Annotated in this window: 16 protein-coding genes and 1 tRNA gene; 10 read left to right on the top strand and 7 right to left on the bottom strand. The window is 56.3% G+C overall.

Going from position 1 to position 15927, the window contains the following annotated elements:
* Positions 1-130 precede the first annotated feature (130 nt).
* The 3 genes from AUC45_RS07405 (at position 131) to AUC45_RS07395 (ending at position 2830) form a co-directional block, all read left to right on the top strand.
* Complete coding sequence (locus AUC45_RS07405; protein WP_067600520.1) at positions 131-859, top strand: hypothetical protein; 729 nt, start codon at positions 131-133, stop codon at positions 857-859.
* Positions 860-926: 67 nt separating this feature from the next.
* Positions 927-2009 (top strand): mannose-1-phosphate guanylyltransferase, encoded by a 1083-nt coding sequence (locus AUC45_RS07400; protein ID WP_233998581.1) that lies wholly within the window; start codon positions 927-929, stop codon positions 2007-2009.
* Positions 2006-2830 carry a class I mannose-6-phosphate isomerase gene (locus AUC45_RS07395; RefSeq protein ID WP_067600514.1) on the top strand — a complete coding sequence of 275 codons (825 nt, stop codon included), beginning with the start codon at positions 2006-2008 and terminating at the stop codon, positions 2828-2830. Before AUC45_RS07400 ends, AUC45_RS07395 begins: the two co-directional genes overlap by 4 nt.
* Here the strand turns inward: AUC45_RS07395 and AUC45_RS07390 are convergent.
* The 5 genes from AUC45_RS07390 to AUC45_RS07370 all read right to left on the bottom strand — a co-directional run bounded on the left by AUC45_RS07390 (position 2805) and on the right by AUC45_RS07370 (position 8696).
* Complete coding sequence (locus AUC45_RS07390; protein WP_233998579.1) at positions 2805-5432, bottom strand: HWE histidine kinase domain-containing protein; 2628 nt, start codon at positions 5430-5432, stop codon at positions 2805-2807. The genes AUC45_RS07395 and AUC45_RS07390 overlap by 26 nt on opposite strands.
* Before the next feature lie 5 nt (positions 5433-5437).
* Positions 5438-6157 (bottom strand): biliverdin-producing heme oxygenase, encoded by a 720-nt coding sequence (locus AUC45_RS07385; protein ID WP_067600508.1) that lies wholly within the window; start codon positions 6155-6157, stop codon positions 5438-5440.
* A 167-nt stretch (positions 6158-6324) separates the two neighbouring features.
* On the bottom strand, positions 6325-6627 hold the full coding sequence (locus AUC45_RS07380; RefSeq protein WP_067600504.1) for a polyhydroxyalkanoic acid system family protein: 303 nt from the start codon (positions 6625-6627) through the stop codon (positions 6325-6327).
* A 5-nt stretch (positions 6628-6632) separates the two neighbouring features.
* Entirely contained in the window at positions 6633-7448 is an 816-nt protein-coding gene (locus AUC45_RS07375; RefSeq protein WP_067600501.1) for a hypothetical protein, read from the bottom strand.
* A gap of 15 nt (positions 7449-7463) precedes the next feature.
* Positions 7464-8696, bottom strand: coding sequence for a toxic anion resistance protein (locus AUC45_RS07370; RefSeq protein WP_233998577.1), 1233 nt, complete (start codon positions 8694-8696; stop codon positions 7464-7466).
* A 213-nt stretch (positions 8697-8909) separates the two neighbouring features.
* Between AUC45_RS07370 and AUC45_RS07365 the strand changes: the two genes are divergently transcribed.
* Positions 8910-10487 (top strand): TIGR00341 family protein, encoded by a 1578-nt coding sequence (locus tag AUC45_RS07365; protein WP_082701025.1) that lies wholly within the window; start codon positions 8910-8912, stop codon positions 10485-10487.
* Between the two features lie 46 nt (positions 10488-10533).
* Here AUC45_RS07365 and AUC45_RS07360 read toward each other — a convergent pair whose 3' ends face one another.
* Positions 10534-12282, bottom strand: a complete 1749-nt coding sequence (locus tag AUC45_RS07360; RefSeq protein ID WP_082701156.1) for a fatty acyl-AMP ligase — start codon at positions 12280-12282, stop codon at positions 10534-10536.
* Positions 12283-12470: 188 nt separating this feature from the next.
* Here AUC45_RS07360 and AUC45_RS07355 point away from each other — a divergent pair, with 188 nt between their 5' ends.
* From AUC45_RS07355 to AUC45_RS07340, 4 genes are all read left to right on the top strand, one after another.
* Complete coding sequence (locus AUC45_RS07355; protein ID WP_067600498.1) at positions 12471-13142, top strand: regulatory protein RecX; 672 nt, start codon at positions 12471-12473, stop codon at positions 13140-13142.
* Positions 13139-13654, top strand: coding sequence for a DUF192 domain-containing protein (locus AUC45_RS07350; protein ID WP_067600495.1), 516 nt, complete (start codon positions 13139-13141; stop codon positions 13652-13654). Before AUC45_RS07355 ends, AUC45_RS07350 begins: the two co-directional genes overlap by 4 nt.
* Before the next feature lie 76 nt (positions 13655-13730).
* On the top strand, positions 13731-14156 hold the full coding sequence (locus AUC45_RS07345; protein WP_067600492.1) for an NADH:ubiquinone oxidoreductase subunit NDUFA12: 426 nt from the start codon (positions 13731-13733) through the stop codon (positions 14154-14156).
* A 19-nt stretch (positions 14157-14175) separates the two neighbouring features.
* Positions 14176-14703 carry a DUF2155 domain-containing protein gene (locus tag AUC45_RS07340; RefSeq protein ID WP_067600489.1) on the top strand — a complete coding sequence of 176 codons (528 nt, stop codon included), beginning with the start codon at positions 14176-14178 and terminating at the stop codon, positions 14701-14703.
* Here the strand turns inward: AUC45_RS07340 and aat are convergent.
* Positions 14649-15392 carry a leucyl/phenylalanyl-tRNA--protein transferase gene (aat, locus tag AUC45_RS07335; RefSeq protein WP_067600487.1) on the bottom strand — a complete coding sequence of 248 codons (744 nt, stop codon included), beginning with the start codon at positions 15390-15392 and terminating at the stop codon, positions 14649-14651. The genes AUC45_RS07340 and aat overlap by 55 nt on opposite strands.
* Positions 15393-15493: 101 nt before the next feature.
* On the opposite strand from aat, the gene AUC45_RS07330 reads away from it, so the two are divergent.
* Together AUC45_RS07330 and AUC45_RS15725 are read left to right on the top strand one after the other, a co-directional pair.
* Positions 15494-15569 (top strand) — tRNA-Trp (locus tag AUC45_RS07330).
* A 177-nt stretch (positions 15570-15746) separates the two neighbouring features.
* Positions 15747-15896, top strand: a complete 150-nt coding sequence (locus tag AUC45_RS15725) for a hypothetical protein (protein WP_156423789.1) — start codon at positions 15747-15749, stop codon at positions 15894-15896.
* Positions 15897-15927 lie beyond the last annotated feature (31 nt).

Genomic DNA, 15927 nt, shown 5'->3' with positions numbered 1-15927 from the left:
CCACGAAGTTCTTGACCTTGCAGAATTTTACGCTCCTTCGATAGAGATTGGCGCTAATGATATAGAAAGACGGTCAATTCTTCGGGTGCAACAGCCCCCAAAATGGTCCGATCTGGAGAGGTGGATGTGAGTGGCTAGGAAAAACACGCGCTATGGCAGCCGGAAAAGGCGTATTCGCTGGCCGCTCGTGCTCGCCATGGTGGCTCTACATCTTGCAGCGCTATACGGTCTCGCGCGTGTTTTCGCACCGGAGATGACGGCATCGGTTCAGCAGCAGGTCGTGTCGGCGATCACTGTCACTGTTTCAGTCGCTGAGCCTGATCCTCCTCCTGCTGAAGAGCCGGAACCGGACGAGGGTGCACAAGGCGATCCGGGTAAGGAGGCGGTGCCGCAGCCTGTGACAGCGCCTCCAGCTAAGCTTCCTCCCCCCGATCCCAAACCGGCGCCCAAAGCTTCATCCACGGGAACGGCCAACCAGTCCGGCGCGCGTGAGAGCGGCGATGGAACAGGCGCAGACGGCAGCGGGCTTGGCACGGGAAGTGGGCGCAGCGGTGGTGGCCAAGGCAATGGTATTGCCTCCAAACCGGTCCATATATCGGGCGCCATCAACAATGCCCGCGACTATCCGATCCCCGAAGGTGGACGAAGCGCAAGGCGGGGCACAGAAGTGATTGTGCGCGTCATCGTTGGCGTGAATGGTCGTGCGAGCCAATGCTCCATCTATCGCGCGAGCCCCGATCCAGAAGCCGATGCAATTACCTGCCAACTTGTTGTAGAGCGGCTGCGTTTTCGCCCGGCAACCAATCGGGCTGGCATTCCTGTCCCAGCCCCCTATTACTGGCGTCAAAGATGGTTCTGATCAGAGAATACTGCAGCGAATATCAGTTCAAGCATCTGATTATAATGATGAATTGTTGGAGTCTTGCGTGAACAGTCAGGCAGATAGTGCCTTGATCCACCCGGTCATTTTATGCGGGGGAAGCGGCACGCGACTGTGGCCGGTTAGCAGCCGAGCGCATCCCAAGCCCTTCCTGCCGCTTATCGGTGAAACCACTCTGTTTGAGCAGGCGGTGGCTCGCGTGGCAGCAAGTGCTGGGTTCGCCGACCCAATTATCGTGGCAGGCGCGCAGCATTGTGATGCAATTATCGCGCAAATGCATGGTGCAGCCCACCAGATCATTGTCGAACCTGCCGCGCGAAACACCGCCCCGGCGATCGCTCTTGCGGCTGCGAGGCTACCCGAGGATGCTGTGATGTTGGTATGCCCTAGCGACCATCACGTTGCCGATACCGCCGCATTTCAAGCAGCTGCTCTGGCCGCTGCGAATTTGGCGCGGGAAGGGCGTTTGGTTTCTTTTGGGATCACACCTGAGCATCCTGAGACGGGCTACGGATATCTAAGGCGCGGTGCGGCGCTCAAGCATGGATATGAGATCGCGAAATTTGTCGAGAAGCCTGATCTGGAAACCGCAAAGACGTATGTCGCAAGCGGCGACTACAGCTGGAATGGCGGCATTTTTACGTTCCAGGCTGGCACGCTTTTGAAGGAGCTGGCGAGACATCGACCGGAGATGGCCGAACAGGTTAAAGCAGCTGTTGCAAAGGGTCGCAATGACGGTGCGCAATTTCACCCCGATCCGGAGCGTTTTTCTGCGATCGCAGGCGACTCAATTGACTATGCCGTTATGGAAAAGACGGACTGCGCGGCAATGGTGCCTGCCGATATGGGTTGGTCGGACATAGGCAATTGGGCGGCCCTGCAGGATGCTCTGCGCGCAGGTGATGAGGGCAAAACCGATGATGACGGAAATACCGCCCGAGGTGAGGCGGATTTTGACCAATGTCGTAATGTTCTCGCGTTCAGCGATGGTCCGCGTGTATCCGCAGTGGGACTTGAAGACGTTTGCATCGTTGTGTCGGGCGATGAAGTGATGGTGACGAGCCGCGACCATGCGCAGCGAGTTGGGAAACTGCCTGGCGTTACGAACTTGAGGTCCTTCACAAAATGAATGCAAGGCCAACACCGTCTGAAGCCCAAAGGCTCGACACTATTGAGGTTGAGAAGGTCTGGGGCCGTGACTTACTCCCCCATCCTTTTGTCGCGCCTAAGGGAAAACGAATTGGAGAGATCTGGTTCGATCCGGTGCCCGCGTGTGACGAGCTTTTGGTCAAATACCTATTCACCAGCGAAAAGCTGTCAGTTCAGGTCCACCCAAGCAATGAGAACGCCGTCGTTGGTGAGGATGGAAAAGAGGAATGCTGGCTAGTCATCGATGCGGAGCCAAATGCAAAACTCGCCATTGGTTTCAAGCAAGACTACGCAGCCGAAGATGTCGCAGCAGCCGCGTTTGATGGTTCGATAGAGGATTTGCTCGAATGGCATGACGCGCGTGAAGGTGATGTGTTCTTTCTGCCCGCAGGTACTGTGCATGCAATCGGGCCCGGCCTGTCATTGGTGGAAATTCAGCAGAATAGCGACACTACGTTTCGCCTCTACGATTATGGTCGCCCGCGCGAGCTGCATCTGGAACGCGCCATGGCGGTTGCCAATTTTGGACCTTACTCCGCGAAGAATCGCGCCAAGGTCACGCAAAGCGAGCAGTGCCTTATCGACGAGCGGCATTTCCGGTTGGACCGTGTGGTGGGTACGCCTAGAGAAGGTCTGCGCGCAGAGTATTCCGAAGGCGCGCTGGTCCTTCCCTTGCAAGGTCAAGTTTCAGCAGTCGGATCTGGTGCCACTGCGGTATCTGGCCAGTGCCTCTACGCACCTGACATAGATGCGGTGGATTTTGGATCGGCTGAAGTCACCCTGCTGACTTGGTCGCAGTAGATTCATTTTCGCTGGCAGGAATTGCTGTGGTCTCAGAGGTCGGACCGGAGTTCCAGTCGTTCATGAGTTCCTCGATCTCGGTAAGACCATAAGGTTTGCGCAACAGGCCGTCCGCGCCGAATTGATCGATCTGGTCCGCCATCTCCGCATAACCTGTTGCCAGCACAAACCGCACTCCGCGATCTTTCAAGGAACGAGCTACCGGTTCACTGGACTCAATCCCGAGATTGAAATCCACGATTGCGAAATCGGGTACACGCCGTTCGATAGCAGAGATCGCTCCCTCAACGCTTGAAGCAACATCGATGTTTTTGACGCCCACGCGCTTCAGATTCTCTTCTGTATCGAGAGCGATAATCATGCTGTCTTCGACCACAAGCACATGCTGGGGAAGTGCTTCAACGGGCGTCGAGGACCCGCCGTCCTCTCTCATTCCCTCATCAGCGGCATCATTCTCATTGGCAGTCTCCATCTTCTCGGAAACTGGGACAATGTAACGCTTCGGGATGAGGAAATCAGCTTCTAGACCAGACAGTTTGAAACGCAATTCTGCCTCGCCCTTCAGTTCGTAGGGTATCGATCGTTCGATGATGGTCGATCCGAAACCGCGCCGCGTTGGAGATTTCACAGGAGGACCACCGCGCTCGCGCCACAAAATCTTGAGATCGCCGAATGTGTCGCGTTCAAATGTGACATCGAGCTGGCCCGAACGATCACAAAGACTACCGTACTTGGCAGAATTGGTGACCAACTCATGGATAACCAGAGCGAGTACGGTGTAAGCCTCTGGCCCGATAAGCACCTCATCGCCAAGAATATTGAAACGCTCACGCTTATCATTGAGGTAGGCGGCAAGCTCGGTTTCGAATAGTTTTGACAGCGGGGCAGGCGCCCAATTTTCACGCGTGATGTTATCGTGTGCAGATGCAAGCGCTGAGATGCGCCCGCCGATGATGTTTGCAAAGCTGGCGACGCTATGTGCGTCGTGCTGTGATTGTGCGACCAGGCTCCGAATTAGATTAAGGATGTTGCGCACGCGGTGATTGAGCTCGGATATTAGCAATTCCTGCTGTTCCTGCGCCCGCGCGCGCTCTCTTGAGGCTTCGTCGCTCATCCGCAGGATCACTTCGAGCAGAGTTGTGCGCAGGCTTTCTGCGACTTGCACTTCATCAGCCGTCCAGTCTTCGCTGCACCCCTCAACCGTTTCGACCCAGGCGGCGAAGCTGCCGCGCGGTTGCAAGCGTTCTCCTTCGGGCGCGATGGCTTTTGCAGGATCGCCCGCCCATGTGATCGTCTGGCTGAGCGGTCTGCGCCAAAGGACTAGGTAATCGCGCGGTGATCTAGATATTGGTAGGATCAATGCGCCGGTTACCGTCGACTGAAACTTGCGTGCATCAGGGATGAATTCAGCGAGGCAATTCATGGACACAACTTTACTGATTGGCATCGTTGCCAATGTCGGCGTTAGAGCGTGAAAGCCCACCTGATCAGGTGCAACACCGATGGTTTTATACTGCCCGTCAAAGAACGCCGACAGCCCATCATGCTGGATTAGCCCAGATAGCTGATCCCCGATCAGCTCAAGGTTGTCAAAAAGCGATTCCCCGTTGGCCAAACGCACCATCAGCCGTTCGTGAAGCAATTGCGCTTTTGCGCGCATCGTGTTGGCCTTGCCCGAAGCAATACGGTCTACCATTAGCGAGAACATCTGGCTGAACATCTCAGCCACCGTGCGTAGAGAATAGGCCGGAACCCGAGGTTTGTAATTGTGGCAGGAAACCATGCCCCACAATTTGTCTTGGGTAACGATGGCAATCGCGAGCGATGCGGAAACGCCCATGTTCCGCATGTATTCGACATGCATTTTCGAATGCGAACGCAGCATGCTCATGGAAAGATCAAGCGGCCGTTTATTCACTCCGATTGCAGGTTCAATCGGAACAGGATCGGCATCCATATCGGCAATCACCCGCATCCGGTTGCGTTTGAAAAGATCGCGCGCTTGTTGCGGAATATCTTCGCGAGGATAACGCAGTCCCAAGTACGGTTCGAGGTCGTCTCGCCTGTCTTCGGCGACAACTTCACCGCTTTGATCTGGGTGAAACTTATAAACCATCACCCGATCATACCCAAGCATGTCGCGCGCCAGTTTAGCTGCCTTTGTGCAGAGTTCGTCCAGATTGTCGATTGGATCAAGTTGCGAGAGAACCGGGCCGATTATGCCCAGATGATCGGCGTATTCGTGCGCAGCGTGCCGCTCAAACTCGATGATGATTGTGCTGTCCGACACGTGCACTGCCACATCCATGAGCGGTCCGTTATTAGTCAAGGCAACGCCAAAGAGGCGTTCCACCGCATCGTCGCTCGACAGTTTGCCGACTGAGCGCTTGAGCAGTTCAATCGCACGCGGAGAAAAGCATTCGGCCAATCGGGATCCGGGTGCGGGCAGCTCGCTGAGCTTTAGCATGCTTTCGCAATTCACCGATCGATGCGCGATCATCCAATCGCTGTTGACAGCGATAAGACCACCAAAATCCTGGACGGCCGCGATGTGATGAATGGGTTCGCGATCGCATTCGGTAAGCTCAGGGGATGATTGCATTAAGTTCATTGATGGACCGCAGGGCAAGAGTGGGGAGAGTGTGCGAGTGTCGGGCGCTCATTAATGGCGCCAACGCGATGCTGACTAGCCGCGGCCAAGTGTGCCTCGGCGATCGCAATAAAATGATTGAAGACAGCTAGCGATGCCTGAACTGCCGCGCAGGTTTCCGAAGACGAAGCGGGACGCTCAATCTGGCGCCTCAGGACACCCCAGAACGCCAGCATATCAGGATCGCCGAGGAAGGAATGAGGCCAGGCATCACTGCCTTGCTGTGCTGCCGCGCGGCGCATGTCTTTTAGAATAGCGCGGTTGCCGAGAGCCGAGCCGGCCAGCGTCCACGCTGCACCTAGGGCAGAAGCGTCTTTGTCATCGTCCAAAGCTGATGGGATTGTGAAGCCTGTCTGCAGTGTCTTGCATTCAGACGGCGTCTTAGCGTCTATGGACGTGAGATCGCTTACGATATGCGCGCATTGCGCGGGCGGATGCAGGTGCCGAGGCGCGTTTGCTTTCAGCCACATTTCGATCGGCGCGCGAGCTGCGAGTTGGAGCTGCAGGAACTGCACGTATTCGTCACGCGTTGTCCATCCAGCAGCATCCCTCATCAGATTGTCGAGCCTGTCATGCGCGGCCGAAGTAGCCTCACGAAGTTTTTTCCGCAGGATTTCAGCATGCTCGCGGTCTTTGATTTCCAGAAATGAGCTTGCCAATGTGAGTGCCTCTTGCATGACCCGGGGCCGTCCTTTGTCCCAATAATGTCAATAGCATATGACGCCAATGATGTCAGCTAAAGATGACAACCTTCGGAAAGGATGGCAGGAATCGCGCCCCTGAGCCAACCTCGTATTGGCACCTAGTTCGGATCAATTCTTGAGTTTTTTGTTTGTATTCGAGGCTACTCTTTTTCGAGCAGCTTGCCGCCGTTTTGCTTGACCGCGCGTTCAAGAGTGCCGCGTAAGAAGCCCAGCAAGGGAGGCAATTGCATTTCGATTGCCACTTCGGTGTCGGCCACTTCGATGGTGCCGGGAATGCGTTGCCCTGCCGCAGTAATGACAAGGCCCATCACATCCTCGCTTGGCCAGCTGGTTTCAACTGTTGCCATGCCGCGAGGGAAATAGTCTGCGATCTCGGGTGCGTGAACGTGAAGGCGGCGGCGCACTTCTTCGCGGCCGAGCGAATGTGGAAGAGTTACGCGCATGAAGTCTAGCGCGTTTGCTTGCTGGGCGTTGCGGAAAAGTCAGGCAGGGGTACGCCCGTATCAGGCGAATTTGTCAGGTCCTCAAGCATTTCATCCCCCCCGTATCGATATTCCAAATAGCGCGACTTGACCGCCAGATCATCTAGCGCCCCCTCAGCCAGACGCCTTGTGACCCGATCAATTTCTCCAGACAGTTTCGTAAGACTGGTGACCAGCCTATCATCCGCCGTACCGCCAGCATGCTCTTCGCGGCGAAGATGTTCCGGAATCTTTCGGTAATTGTCGATGGTTTCGGGAATATATTCGCCAACGAGCTCGCGCACTTCAGCCACGGCTGGGTGCCTTTCTTCCATTGTTTCAAGCTGGACACCGAGGGCATCCAATTGCGCGCCCATCTTCTCGATGATTGCAGCCGCCGCAGGGGGAAGGGCGCTGCGCTGCGCTTCCAGCCAAAGCTCGACGCGGGCGACCATCTGCTTGGGGTTGCCTTTCTTGAGCTCAGATCGCTTGGGCGGTTTTGGTGTTGGAGCGAGGAAGAAAACGCCCAAAGCGGCAACTACCGCCAAGGCCAGCAACATTAGCCCCCAGAATTGGATGCCTCCCGCAATCCAACCCAAGACTCCCGTCCCAACAAAAATCGCCATGAGTGCCGCGGCGAGATATGCGCCTCGCTTTATCCAATGTTTGATTTTGGCTTGTGCGGAACCTTTGCCGATACTCCTTCCAGCGCCCGGACGGTGCGTGCCGCCCTCGCGTTGCGTGGCAAGCGACTTACCCGCTGCGCTGAGAATTTGATCGGATTGGCTGGTGCTATCGGGCATTCGCGCAGATGTTCCTTAGCTATCCAGCGCTAGCAGCGAAGGCTCGCTTGCGACTTTTGCCTGTGCCTGCGCTTGGCCCTCAGCACGGGCGATATAGCCTTTCGACTTCTCGACTTCATCGGTCAGCACATTCACAGTCTGCTTCATGCTGTCGAGTGCGCGAACCTTAAACTCGTCCACTTCATCCATCGTGTCATAGATGTTCTGGAAAGCGCGTTGCAGTGTTTCGAGCGGGATCGTGGAAGAGGCGGCCTGCTCGTGAATCTGGCCGGTTTGTTCGCGTAGCAGAGTGCTGGTGCTGTCGATGATGTCGCTGGTCGTCTGGTTGAGAGACGTGATCTGCTGCAACACCAGTTTCTGGTTCGTCATTGCCTGAGCGACAGTCACTGCGGTGCGCAGCGCGCCAACGGTCGTGGTGCTAGCGCGATCAACGCCTTTCACGAGCTCAACATTGTTCTTCTTGACGAGATCGAGCGCGAGATAGCCCTGAACCGAAACCGCCATTTGCGTCAGCAAATCCTGCGTCCGCTGGCGGACATAGAAAAGCGCGCTTTCACGCAGGGCCTTTGCCTTCTCTGGATCGGAGCTGTCGAGCTCCAAAGCCTTTGCTTCAAGCTTACCGTCCAGCGCCTTGGCGATGTGGATCATTTGTTCAAGTTCGCCCATCGCTTCCCAGAGCTTCTGCCGCTCAGTGTCGATAGCCGCATTGTCGAGGTGCAGTTCTTTCTTGCCACCTTCAAGGCGCTCCAGGATCGCCTGAATGTGACCCTGCGCTGAAGTGTAGCTGTCGAAGTAATTCTTCAGCTTGCTGCCAAACGGTATAATGCCAAACAGCTTGCGTGGCGAAAGCAGCTTGCCTTTGCGGCCAGGATCAAGGTCTTCAACTGTGCGGCGCAATTCAGCAAGGTCACTGCCAACAGAGCTGTCGCTGTCCATCGCGCGCACTGGACGATCGAGAAAGCGGTTGGAATGTGCTGCCGCAGCGCGGATCTGTTCCTGGCCCATCCGCGTGATCTGATCGACCTTTTCACCAAAAGCAGGCGAATTGGCATCCTGCGAAATTAAATCCGCGACAAAGGCATCGACTTTCGTATCCAGCTTTGATTTCTGCTCATCGGAAACCGGAACAAGTCCTGCAGCCTTCTCCGGGGCAACAACCGGCACCGGATCGGGCGGGGTCAGCTCAAAATCGGTGGCAGTCTTGGTCGTGGTGGCGATGTTCAATTCTGGCGAAGTTTCCGTGCTCATGCGCTTTGTTGCTCCCTCAGCGGCGCTGGATCGCAGCGCGCTCCTTTGATAACTGTATTAGGTATCTAAAACACACCTTTCAAGTCAGACTAGCCCGGAACAAGGCCATGCGTCCATTGCCGTTTACATGAGAATGTTGGCGTTTGGTCGGAAGCGCGGGTAGATGCACGTTTTCCGCGACTCATCGAAAGAGTTTTAAGGCATCCATACGAAGTGAACGACGACAGCAATTCCGCGCCACGCGTGCCATCTTCATCAGGTTACCGACCTATCACGTCGTCGACTTCATCGACAATCAGTGATGAACAGACGTCCCCTTATCACCAGGTCGTCAAATCCCTGAAGAGCTGGTGGCGTGAGGAGATCACAGGGGCCATCGATCAGGCTGAAGTGATTGAAAAACGTCGTGCAGAGTGTTCGCTTTCGGAACGCTATCTGTTCATGACGGCAATGAGCGCAGGGATTGCCGTGCTTGGCCTTCTGCTGTCATCGCCCGCGGTTGTCATTGGCGCGATGCTCTTATCGCCTTTGATGGATCCGATCATGGGATTGGGCTTTGCGCTTGCGATTGGTGATTTCCAATGGCTGAAGCAGTCTGCGCGCAGCCTGTTTTGGGGAAGCTTTATGGCGATAGCGCTGACGGCGGGACTGGTATTTTTGTCGCCTATTCAGACAATCACGCCCGAAATCGCCGCACGCACGCAGCCCAACCTTTTCGACCTGTTTGTCGCTCTATTCTCAGCGCTCGCAGGCGCCTATGCAATGATCAGAGGACGTGAAGGTACGATTGTGGGCGTCGCTATTGCTACCGCATTGATGCCGCCTCTTGCGGTTGTGGGATTTGGCCTTGCGACGCTGAATTGGACAGTCTTTTCAGGCGCTCTGCTGCTGTATGTCACCAACCTTATCACGATCGCGCTCACTGCACTGGCCATGGCCCGGCTTTATGGCTTCCGCACCTCTCTGAGTGAGCGCAACACGTTTTTCCAAAACATTGCCGTAGCAGTGGTCTTTATCGCGCTTGCCATCCCGCTGGCCTTTTCGCTGCAGCAGATCGCCTGGCAAACCAATGCGCAGCGCATTGTCCGGGCGGAAATTCGAGAGAAGTTTCCATCCGACTCAATTCTAGACGAGCTAGAGATCGAGTTCGGCACAGAGCCCGTAGCCGTCGTCGCGAAAATGCTGACGCCGACGGTCGATACATCGGCCGAAGCCCAGATCGAGCGCGCGCTTTCAGCCCGCCTTGATCAGCCTGTTGAACTCACACTCACTCAGTTTCAGGTGCCCACCGGCGCCTCTGCTGCAGAGCAGGCGCAACTTTCTACGGCACGCGCACGCGAAGAGGCTGCAGCTCTCGAACGAGCTGCAACACTCGCGACCCGCCTCGCTCTTGTTGCGGGTGTGAGTGAGGACGACGTTCTGGTAGATCGAACACGGCGCAAGGCGATGGTCCGTGCTGAGAGACTAGAAGGAGCGACGCTTGCCGCCTACCGTGCGCTCGAACGGCGCATTGCTGCTACCGAGCCTGATTGGACCATCGAGCTTCTCCCCCCGCTCGCTGCTCTCCCAAATGCGATCCCTTTCGGCGAAGACGGCCCGACAATGGACGGCATACGCGCACTGGGCGTCATTGAATGGGCTGCTGGGCGCGTGGATGTGCCGATTGTGCTTTCCGGAAATGCGGAAGAAGGCGAAGAAGCGGCTGCAATCCTGAATGAGCGGGGCGTAGAAGTGCAGCTCAATCCAGACTTTGGCCCATTGCGCGCTGAGTGGGGCGAATTAAGCGAATAGATCTGCTAGGATTGGAGCACTCTTCTTCGCGAGCGCACCGCCTGCATTAAGCCGCCAAGTCGAGCGGCACGATCTCGCCCGCAAGATAAAGCTTCTTCGCTTTCGCCCGGCTCAGCTTGCCTGACGATGTGCGCGGCAGTGTGCGTGGTGGCACCAGCTCGACAACGCAGCTCATTCCAGTGACTGAACGGACTTTGTCGGCGATTTGTTCGCGAAGTTTGACCCGTTCTACGGGATCGGAAACGCGGCAATGAACCAGTACAGCGGGCGCTTCTTCCCCATTGTCTGTCTCGACTGAGAAAGCAGCAATATCGCCGTGATTGAAGCCGGGAAGCTGTTCCACGGCCCACTCAATGTCCTGCGGCCAATGGTTTTTCCCGTTGATGATGATCATGTCTTTGGCGCGGCCAACGATGAACAGATAACCATCGGCGAGATAGCCCATGTCGCCTGTGTCGAGCCAAGTCTTGCCCGCATCATCGGGCACGAGGCAGTCCTCGGTGGCATCTTGGTTGCGGAAATAGGAATGCATGACGCTGGGGCCGCTGCACCACACTTTACCGATCTGACGATCGCCACGCTTATGCCCATCTTCGCCCCGGATTTCGACCACCATGTCTGGCATCGGCTTGCCGCAATTGACGATCGCGCGGTAGCGGGCAGGACGAGAGAGATCGCGCGGAGTTCCTGACAGTCGCTCTTCTTCGACCAGTTCCACTCTAATGCCTTCTCCGGGCGGCATCACGGTGACACCAAGAACTGCTTCTGCAAGACCATAAGAGGGGGTGAAACTAGAAGCCTTAAATCCAGCATCCGCGAACGCGTTGACGAAGCTTTGCATCACATCCGGCCGGATCATGTCCGCACCATTGCCAGCGAGCCGCCAGCGCGAAAGATCAAATCGTTCTGCCACGTGGCTTTGGCTGGAAATGCGGCGTGCGCAAATGTCGTAACCAAAAGTCGGAGAATACGATATCGTCGTGCCTTCATTGGCGCTGATCATATCCAGCCACGCAAGCGGGCGACGCGCGAAAGCATCTGGCTTCAAATAATCGCCTGAAACCTGATTAGCGATCAACGACAGGAAACATCCAACCAAACCCATATCGTGATACCACGGCAACCAGCTCACGCAGCGTTCGTTATCCTGCAGGTTCATGCTTGTCGAATGACCATAAAGGTTGTGCAGTAAAGCTTCGTGCGTCACCGCTACGCCTTGCGGGAAGCGGGTCGATCCGCTCGAATATTGCAGGTAACAAATGTCCTGAGAGGAAACTTCAGGGAAGTCGCATTCTGGCGCATCGCGGGTAGCAAACTCTTCCCACGTTTCACCAGGGCAACCTTGGCGCTCTGCAGCAGCCCCAGCCATTTCGGCAATCTCTTCAGGATAGAGAAGTATTGCGGGATCGCAGCTTGAAAGCTGGACGCTCAATTGATCGATGTAACTGTCCTTGCCCCCAAACGTGGTCGGCAAAGGAAGAGGCACAGGCCACGCGCCTGCATAAACACAAGCGCAGAAAAGAGCAGCAAACTCAGGGCCTGTTTCTGCGACCAAGGCCACGCGATCTTCAGGCCTTATTCCTGCAGCGATCAGGCGCCGCGTCATGACGAGTGCATCGTCTCTAAGCTCGGAGAAGGGATAAACCCGTTCGAGTTTTCCCCGCATATCGTGGAAATTAAGCCCCTTTTGCGAGCGCGCAGCGTAATCTACGGCTTCATTAAAGGTTGCGAATTGCGCGCGAATTCGTGGCAAATCGCAGTCATTCGGCGTCGGCTGTAATGCGGCGTCGGTCATTTTCTTTAGCGATACCCGTAGCTTACGACGCTTCGCAAAGCGCCCTATCATATCCCTTGTCCCCGCGTCATAAAGATGCGGTGCGATCCGTTTTTTTTCCATTTGATAAGGACTGTGGCACGAATAAGGCGAAATGGTTTCACGAGAAAGCAAATTGTCACCGTTTGGTAGTGTAGCGGAACGCATCTGTGGCCGTTGACGATCACTCACCATCTCGGCGTGGGCGGAATGTCACCGCACGAAAACGAGCGCCCAAGAAGCGCAAGCCGCTGGATGAAACACGTCTGCGCGATCTGGCACTGCATTATGCCGCCCGGTTCGCGACCACAGGAGCAAAGCTCGAAGGTTATCTGGCGCGCAAGATCCGCGAGCGCGGCGTTATTGAGGACGAAGATGGACGTACGGTTGAGCTGGATGTCACTGGCCTTGTCACCAGGCTGATCGAACTCGGTTACGTCAATGATGATGCCTATGCACGGGCCAAATCGCGCGATCTTACCCATCGCGGATATGGCGCCAGGCGTGTGGAGCAAGCTCTATGGGCGGCGGGCGTTGAAGAACCGGTGCGCGAGGCACATGCACCAAGCGAGGCCGAAGCACGGCGTGCCGCAATTCTGCTTGCGAAGAAGCGGCGCTTTGGCCCTTTTGGCGCAGATCAGCCTGATGAGGAGCAGACTGATCGGATCGCAGTCCAAAAACTGCGAGACAAACAGATTGCGGCAATGCTGCGCGCAGGCCATGTCTTTGAGCATGTACGGTTCATCCTTGATGCATCGCGAGTGGATGAGATCGACGAATGGTTGGACGAGGCGCAAACGCAAGAGGCCGACGATAAATCGCAGGAGAGCGGGTTGTGGTGAGAGTTCTGTATCTTGGCGTTGCTTTCGCGGTTGCCGCGTGTTCGCCTGCTGAAAGCGGCGCGGCGTTGTCGCAAAACTCGCAAAGTTCACAAGCGGGCGCTGCCAAAACGGAGATACGACGCCATCCTGTTTCCGGCCTGCAGATCATCGACGTCACTGTGAAAAGCGGCGATGAGACAATCACTTTCGATACTGAGCTTGCCGACACAGCCGAGGCGCAAACGCGCGGACTGATGTTTCGAACCGAGCTTGCTGATGATGAAGCGATGATTTTCCCGACAGAAGTGCCGCAACAGCGCAGTTTCTGGATGAAGAACACGCCTCTTTCGCTCGACATTATCTTCATTGGCCCTGACGGAAAGATCACCAATATCGCCGCCGACGCTGTTCCCTATTCGCTCGAATCCCTGCCATCTGCAGGTCTTGCGAGCGCGGTGTTCGAGATTCGCGGTGGTCTTGCAGAGGAGTTGGGCATTAAGCCGGGCGATGAGGTGATGTGGGACGTTGATTGATTGCAGGCTGCTCGGTCACCAAAAGCGATAAAACCCATATTGGCGCGGGCCACCAATTGAGCTAGTGCGCACGCCCATGGGAATCTTCGGAAAAATCTTCACTTGGTGGGATGGTGCAACCATCGGCACGCAATTGTGGTCTTCGCGCAATGGAGAGCACGTCGGAACCGATGCGCAGGGCAACAAATACTATCGGTCTGCCAAAAAGTCGGATGCGCCATCAAATGGCTCTTACATCCAGCGTGAGCGTCGCTGGGTGATCTACGATGGCGCCAATGATGCGAGCCGCGTGCCCGCTGAATGGCACGGCTGGCTGCATGGTGCGTTTGACGATGTCCCCGAAAGCCATCTGCCGCCTGCCAAGATTTGGGAAGTCGATTACACTCCCAACGCCACCGGCACAGCGGCAGCCTATCGTCCGCAAGGCGCATTAGAGCGCGGCGGCAAACGAGCAGCAGCTGTCGGCGATTACGAAGCCTGGTCTCCGGGTGACGACGCTTAAGCCGGGCTAACCTTGCATCATGCGCTATTTGGCACCTGCCTTGATGATGAGCGGACTATTGGCGCTTACTGCGTGTTCAGAAGAAGCATCTGAGCCCAATGAGGTGGCTGCGGTCGAAGCTACGGCCAGCTCTGAGACTGCGCCTGCCGATCCTGCTAACAACACTTCTGGCAGCCAAGCTGCCGACGACATCGAAGCTGCTGCAGAAGACGGCACGCCAATGGAAGAGCGGGTTGCCACGATCGGCCTTCTCAATAAGCGCAACAATGTATCGATCGATCTTGAGATGCGGCCCGGCGAAACCCGTGAAGAAGGCCCTGTCATCGTGACGCTCGCCGCGTGCGAGCGCACCGCGCCTTGGGAAATGCCGCAGGAAACTGGTGCATTTGTGCAAGTCGATGTGCTTGAGCGCGGGCGGTCCAGTCACACCCGCGTCTTTTCCGGTTGGCTGTTCAAACGCTCACCAAGCTTGAACGTGGTGGAACATCCAATCTACGATGTGTGGGTCAAGGATTGCGCGATGCGCTTTCCTGGGGATGAGGCCTGAGGCGCATCAGTTCCGCCGTAAGCACTCGCGAAATGATCAAAAGCCTGACGCAAGGATAGGTTCGGATCACCGCGGGCCGCGGCAAGGGCTTTCAAATACATAGGTTGCGGCAACTCGGTTGCACCCATTGTCGCCAGATGATCGGTCATGAACTGGCAATCGAGCAATCTGAAACCCGCATGGCGCATCAGCGCAACGAGCCAGCACAAGGCGACCTTACTCGCATTGTCGGCGCGGCTGAACATGCTCTCTCCGCAAAACACCTGGTCAAACGACACGCCATAGAGGCCGCCAACCAGGCGGGGAGGCCCTGCATCGTCTTCTGCTCCGGCACGGCCATGCGCCCAGCATTCAATCGAGTGCGCATGGCCCGCGCGGTGCAGTTGGATGTAGCTTGCGATGATCCTTTCACTGATCCACGTTTCAGGATGTCCCGGGCGCGGATCAGCGCAGGCGCGGATCACCGCGTCAAACGCCCTATCGATGGTGACGGTGTAGCGATCTGAACGCAGGACTTTGCGCAAGGACTTGGAAACGTGCAGGCGATCCAGCGGAATGATGGCCCTGTCGCGCGGCTCCACCCAGAAGATTTCCTGGTCTTCGCGCTTGTCCGCCATCGGGAAAATGCCGCTGCGATAGGCAAGCAACAAAGTCTCAACAGGTATGGGGCTGCGCAACGGGGAATGCATGGCGGGTTCGTTGTATCAGCTTGGCGAACGGGGGCTAGTGCCAGAATGTCAAACACCTGTTGCACCCAGCGCCAAGGCGTTATAGAGGGCGCTGCTCCTGCAGGGGTGTAGCTCAGTTGGTAGAGCATCGGTCTCCAAAACCGAGGGCCACGGGTTCGAATCCTGTCACCCCTGCCATTTCCTTCTTAAGCGAAGATAGAGCTGCGCGAAGCGACCTTGGCTATGCGCATAGCCCATTCATAAAAATCTGTTTAAAAATTAACGAAAGCCGAACACCAAGCTCAGCTTTCTGGCAGCTGAGCCGTGCATAATCATCGCCGAACCGAAGCCAATCCTCGGTAAGGAGACAACGCCATGACCCAAGCAACCATCCGTTCTTCGCGTCCCGACAAATGGATCAGTCCGCGTCCTCCCATGGATCCGGCCATCCGCGCGTTGGCCTATGGCAAGGTCCGCCCAATGTACGAGCCAAGCTGGATTGAACGTCTGCTCGGAAAGCGCTAACAAGCACGCTGCCTGTCAGCCATTCCAACAA

Origin of the sequence: Erythrobacter sp. YT30, from assembly GCF_001542875.1 — a bacterium.
Lineage (GTDB): Bacteria > Pseudomonadota > Alphaproteobacteria > Sphingomonadales > Sphingomonadaceae > Erythrobacter.
This window is presented reverse-complemented; position numbering and strand designations above follow the sequence as displayed.

Excerpts from the sequence above, each read along its gene's own strand:
- AUC45_RS07395 (WP_067600514.1), top strand. The coding sequence starts at position 2,006 with ATGAATGCAAGGCCAACACCGTCTGAAGCCCAAAGGCTCGACACTATT.
- AUC45_RS07390 (WP_233998579.1), bottom strand. The coding sequence starts at position 5,432 with ATGCAATCATCCCCTGAGCTTACCGAATGCGATCGCGAACCCATTCAT.
- AUC45_RS07385 (WP_067600508.1), bottom strand. The coding sequence starts at position 6,157 with ATGCAAGAGGCACTCACATTGGCAAGCTCATTTCTGGAAATCAAAGAC.
- AUC45_RS07380 (WP_067600504.1), bottom strand. The coding sequence starts at position 6,627 with ATGCGCGTAACTCTTCCACATTCGCTCGGCCGCGAAGAAGTGCGCCGC.
- AUC45_RS07375 (WP_067600501.1), bottom strand. The coding sequence starts at position 7,448 with ATGCCCGATAGCACCAGCCAATCCGATCAAATTCTCAGCGCAGCGGGT.
- AUC45_RS07370 (WP_233998577.1), bottom strand. The coding sequence starts at position 8,696 with ATGAGCACGGAAACTTCGCCAGAATTGAACATCGCCACCACGACCAAG.
- AUC45_RS07360 (WP_082701156.1), bottom strand. The coding sequence starts at position 12,282 with ATGACCGACGCCGCATTACAGCCGACGCCGAATGACTGCGATTTGCCA.
- AUC45_RS07345 (WP_067600492.1), top strand. The coding sequence starts at position 13,731 with ATGGGAATCTTCGGAAAAATCTTCACTTGGTGGGATGGTGCAACCATC.
- AUC45_RS07340 (WP_067600489.1), top strand. The coding sequence starts at position 14,176 with ATGCGCTATTTGGCACCTGCCTTGATGATGAGCGGACTATTGGCGCTT.
- aat (WP_067600487.1), bottom strand. The coding sequence starts at position 15,392 with ATGCATTCCCCGTTGCGCAGCCCCATACCTGTTGAGACTTTGTTGCTT.
- AUC45_RS15725 (WP_156423789.1), top strand. The coding sequence starts at position 15,747 with ATGACCCAAGCAACCATCCGTTCTTCGCGTCCCGACAAATGGATCAGT.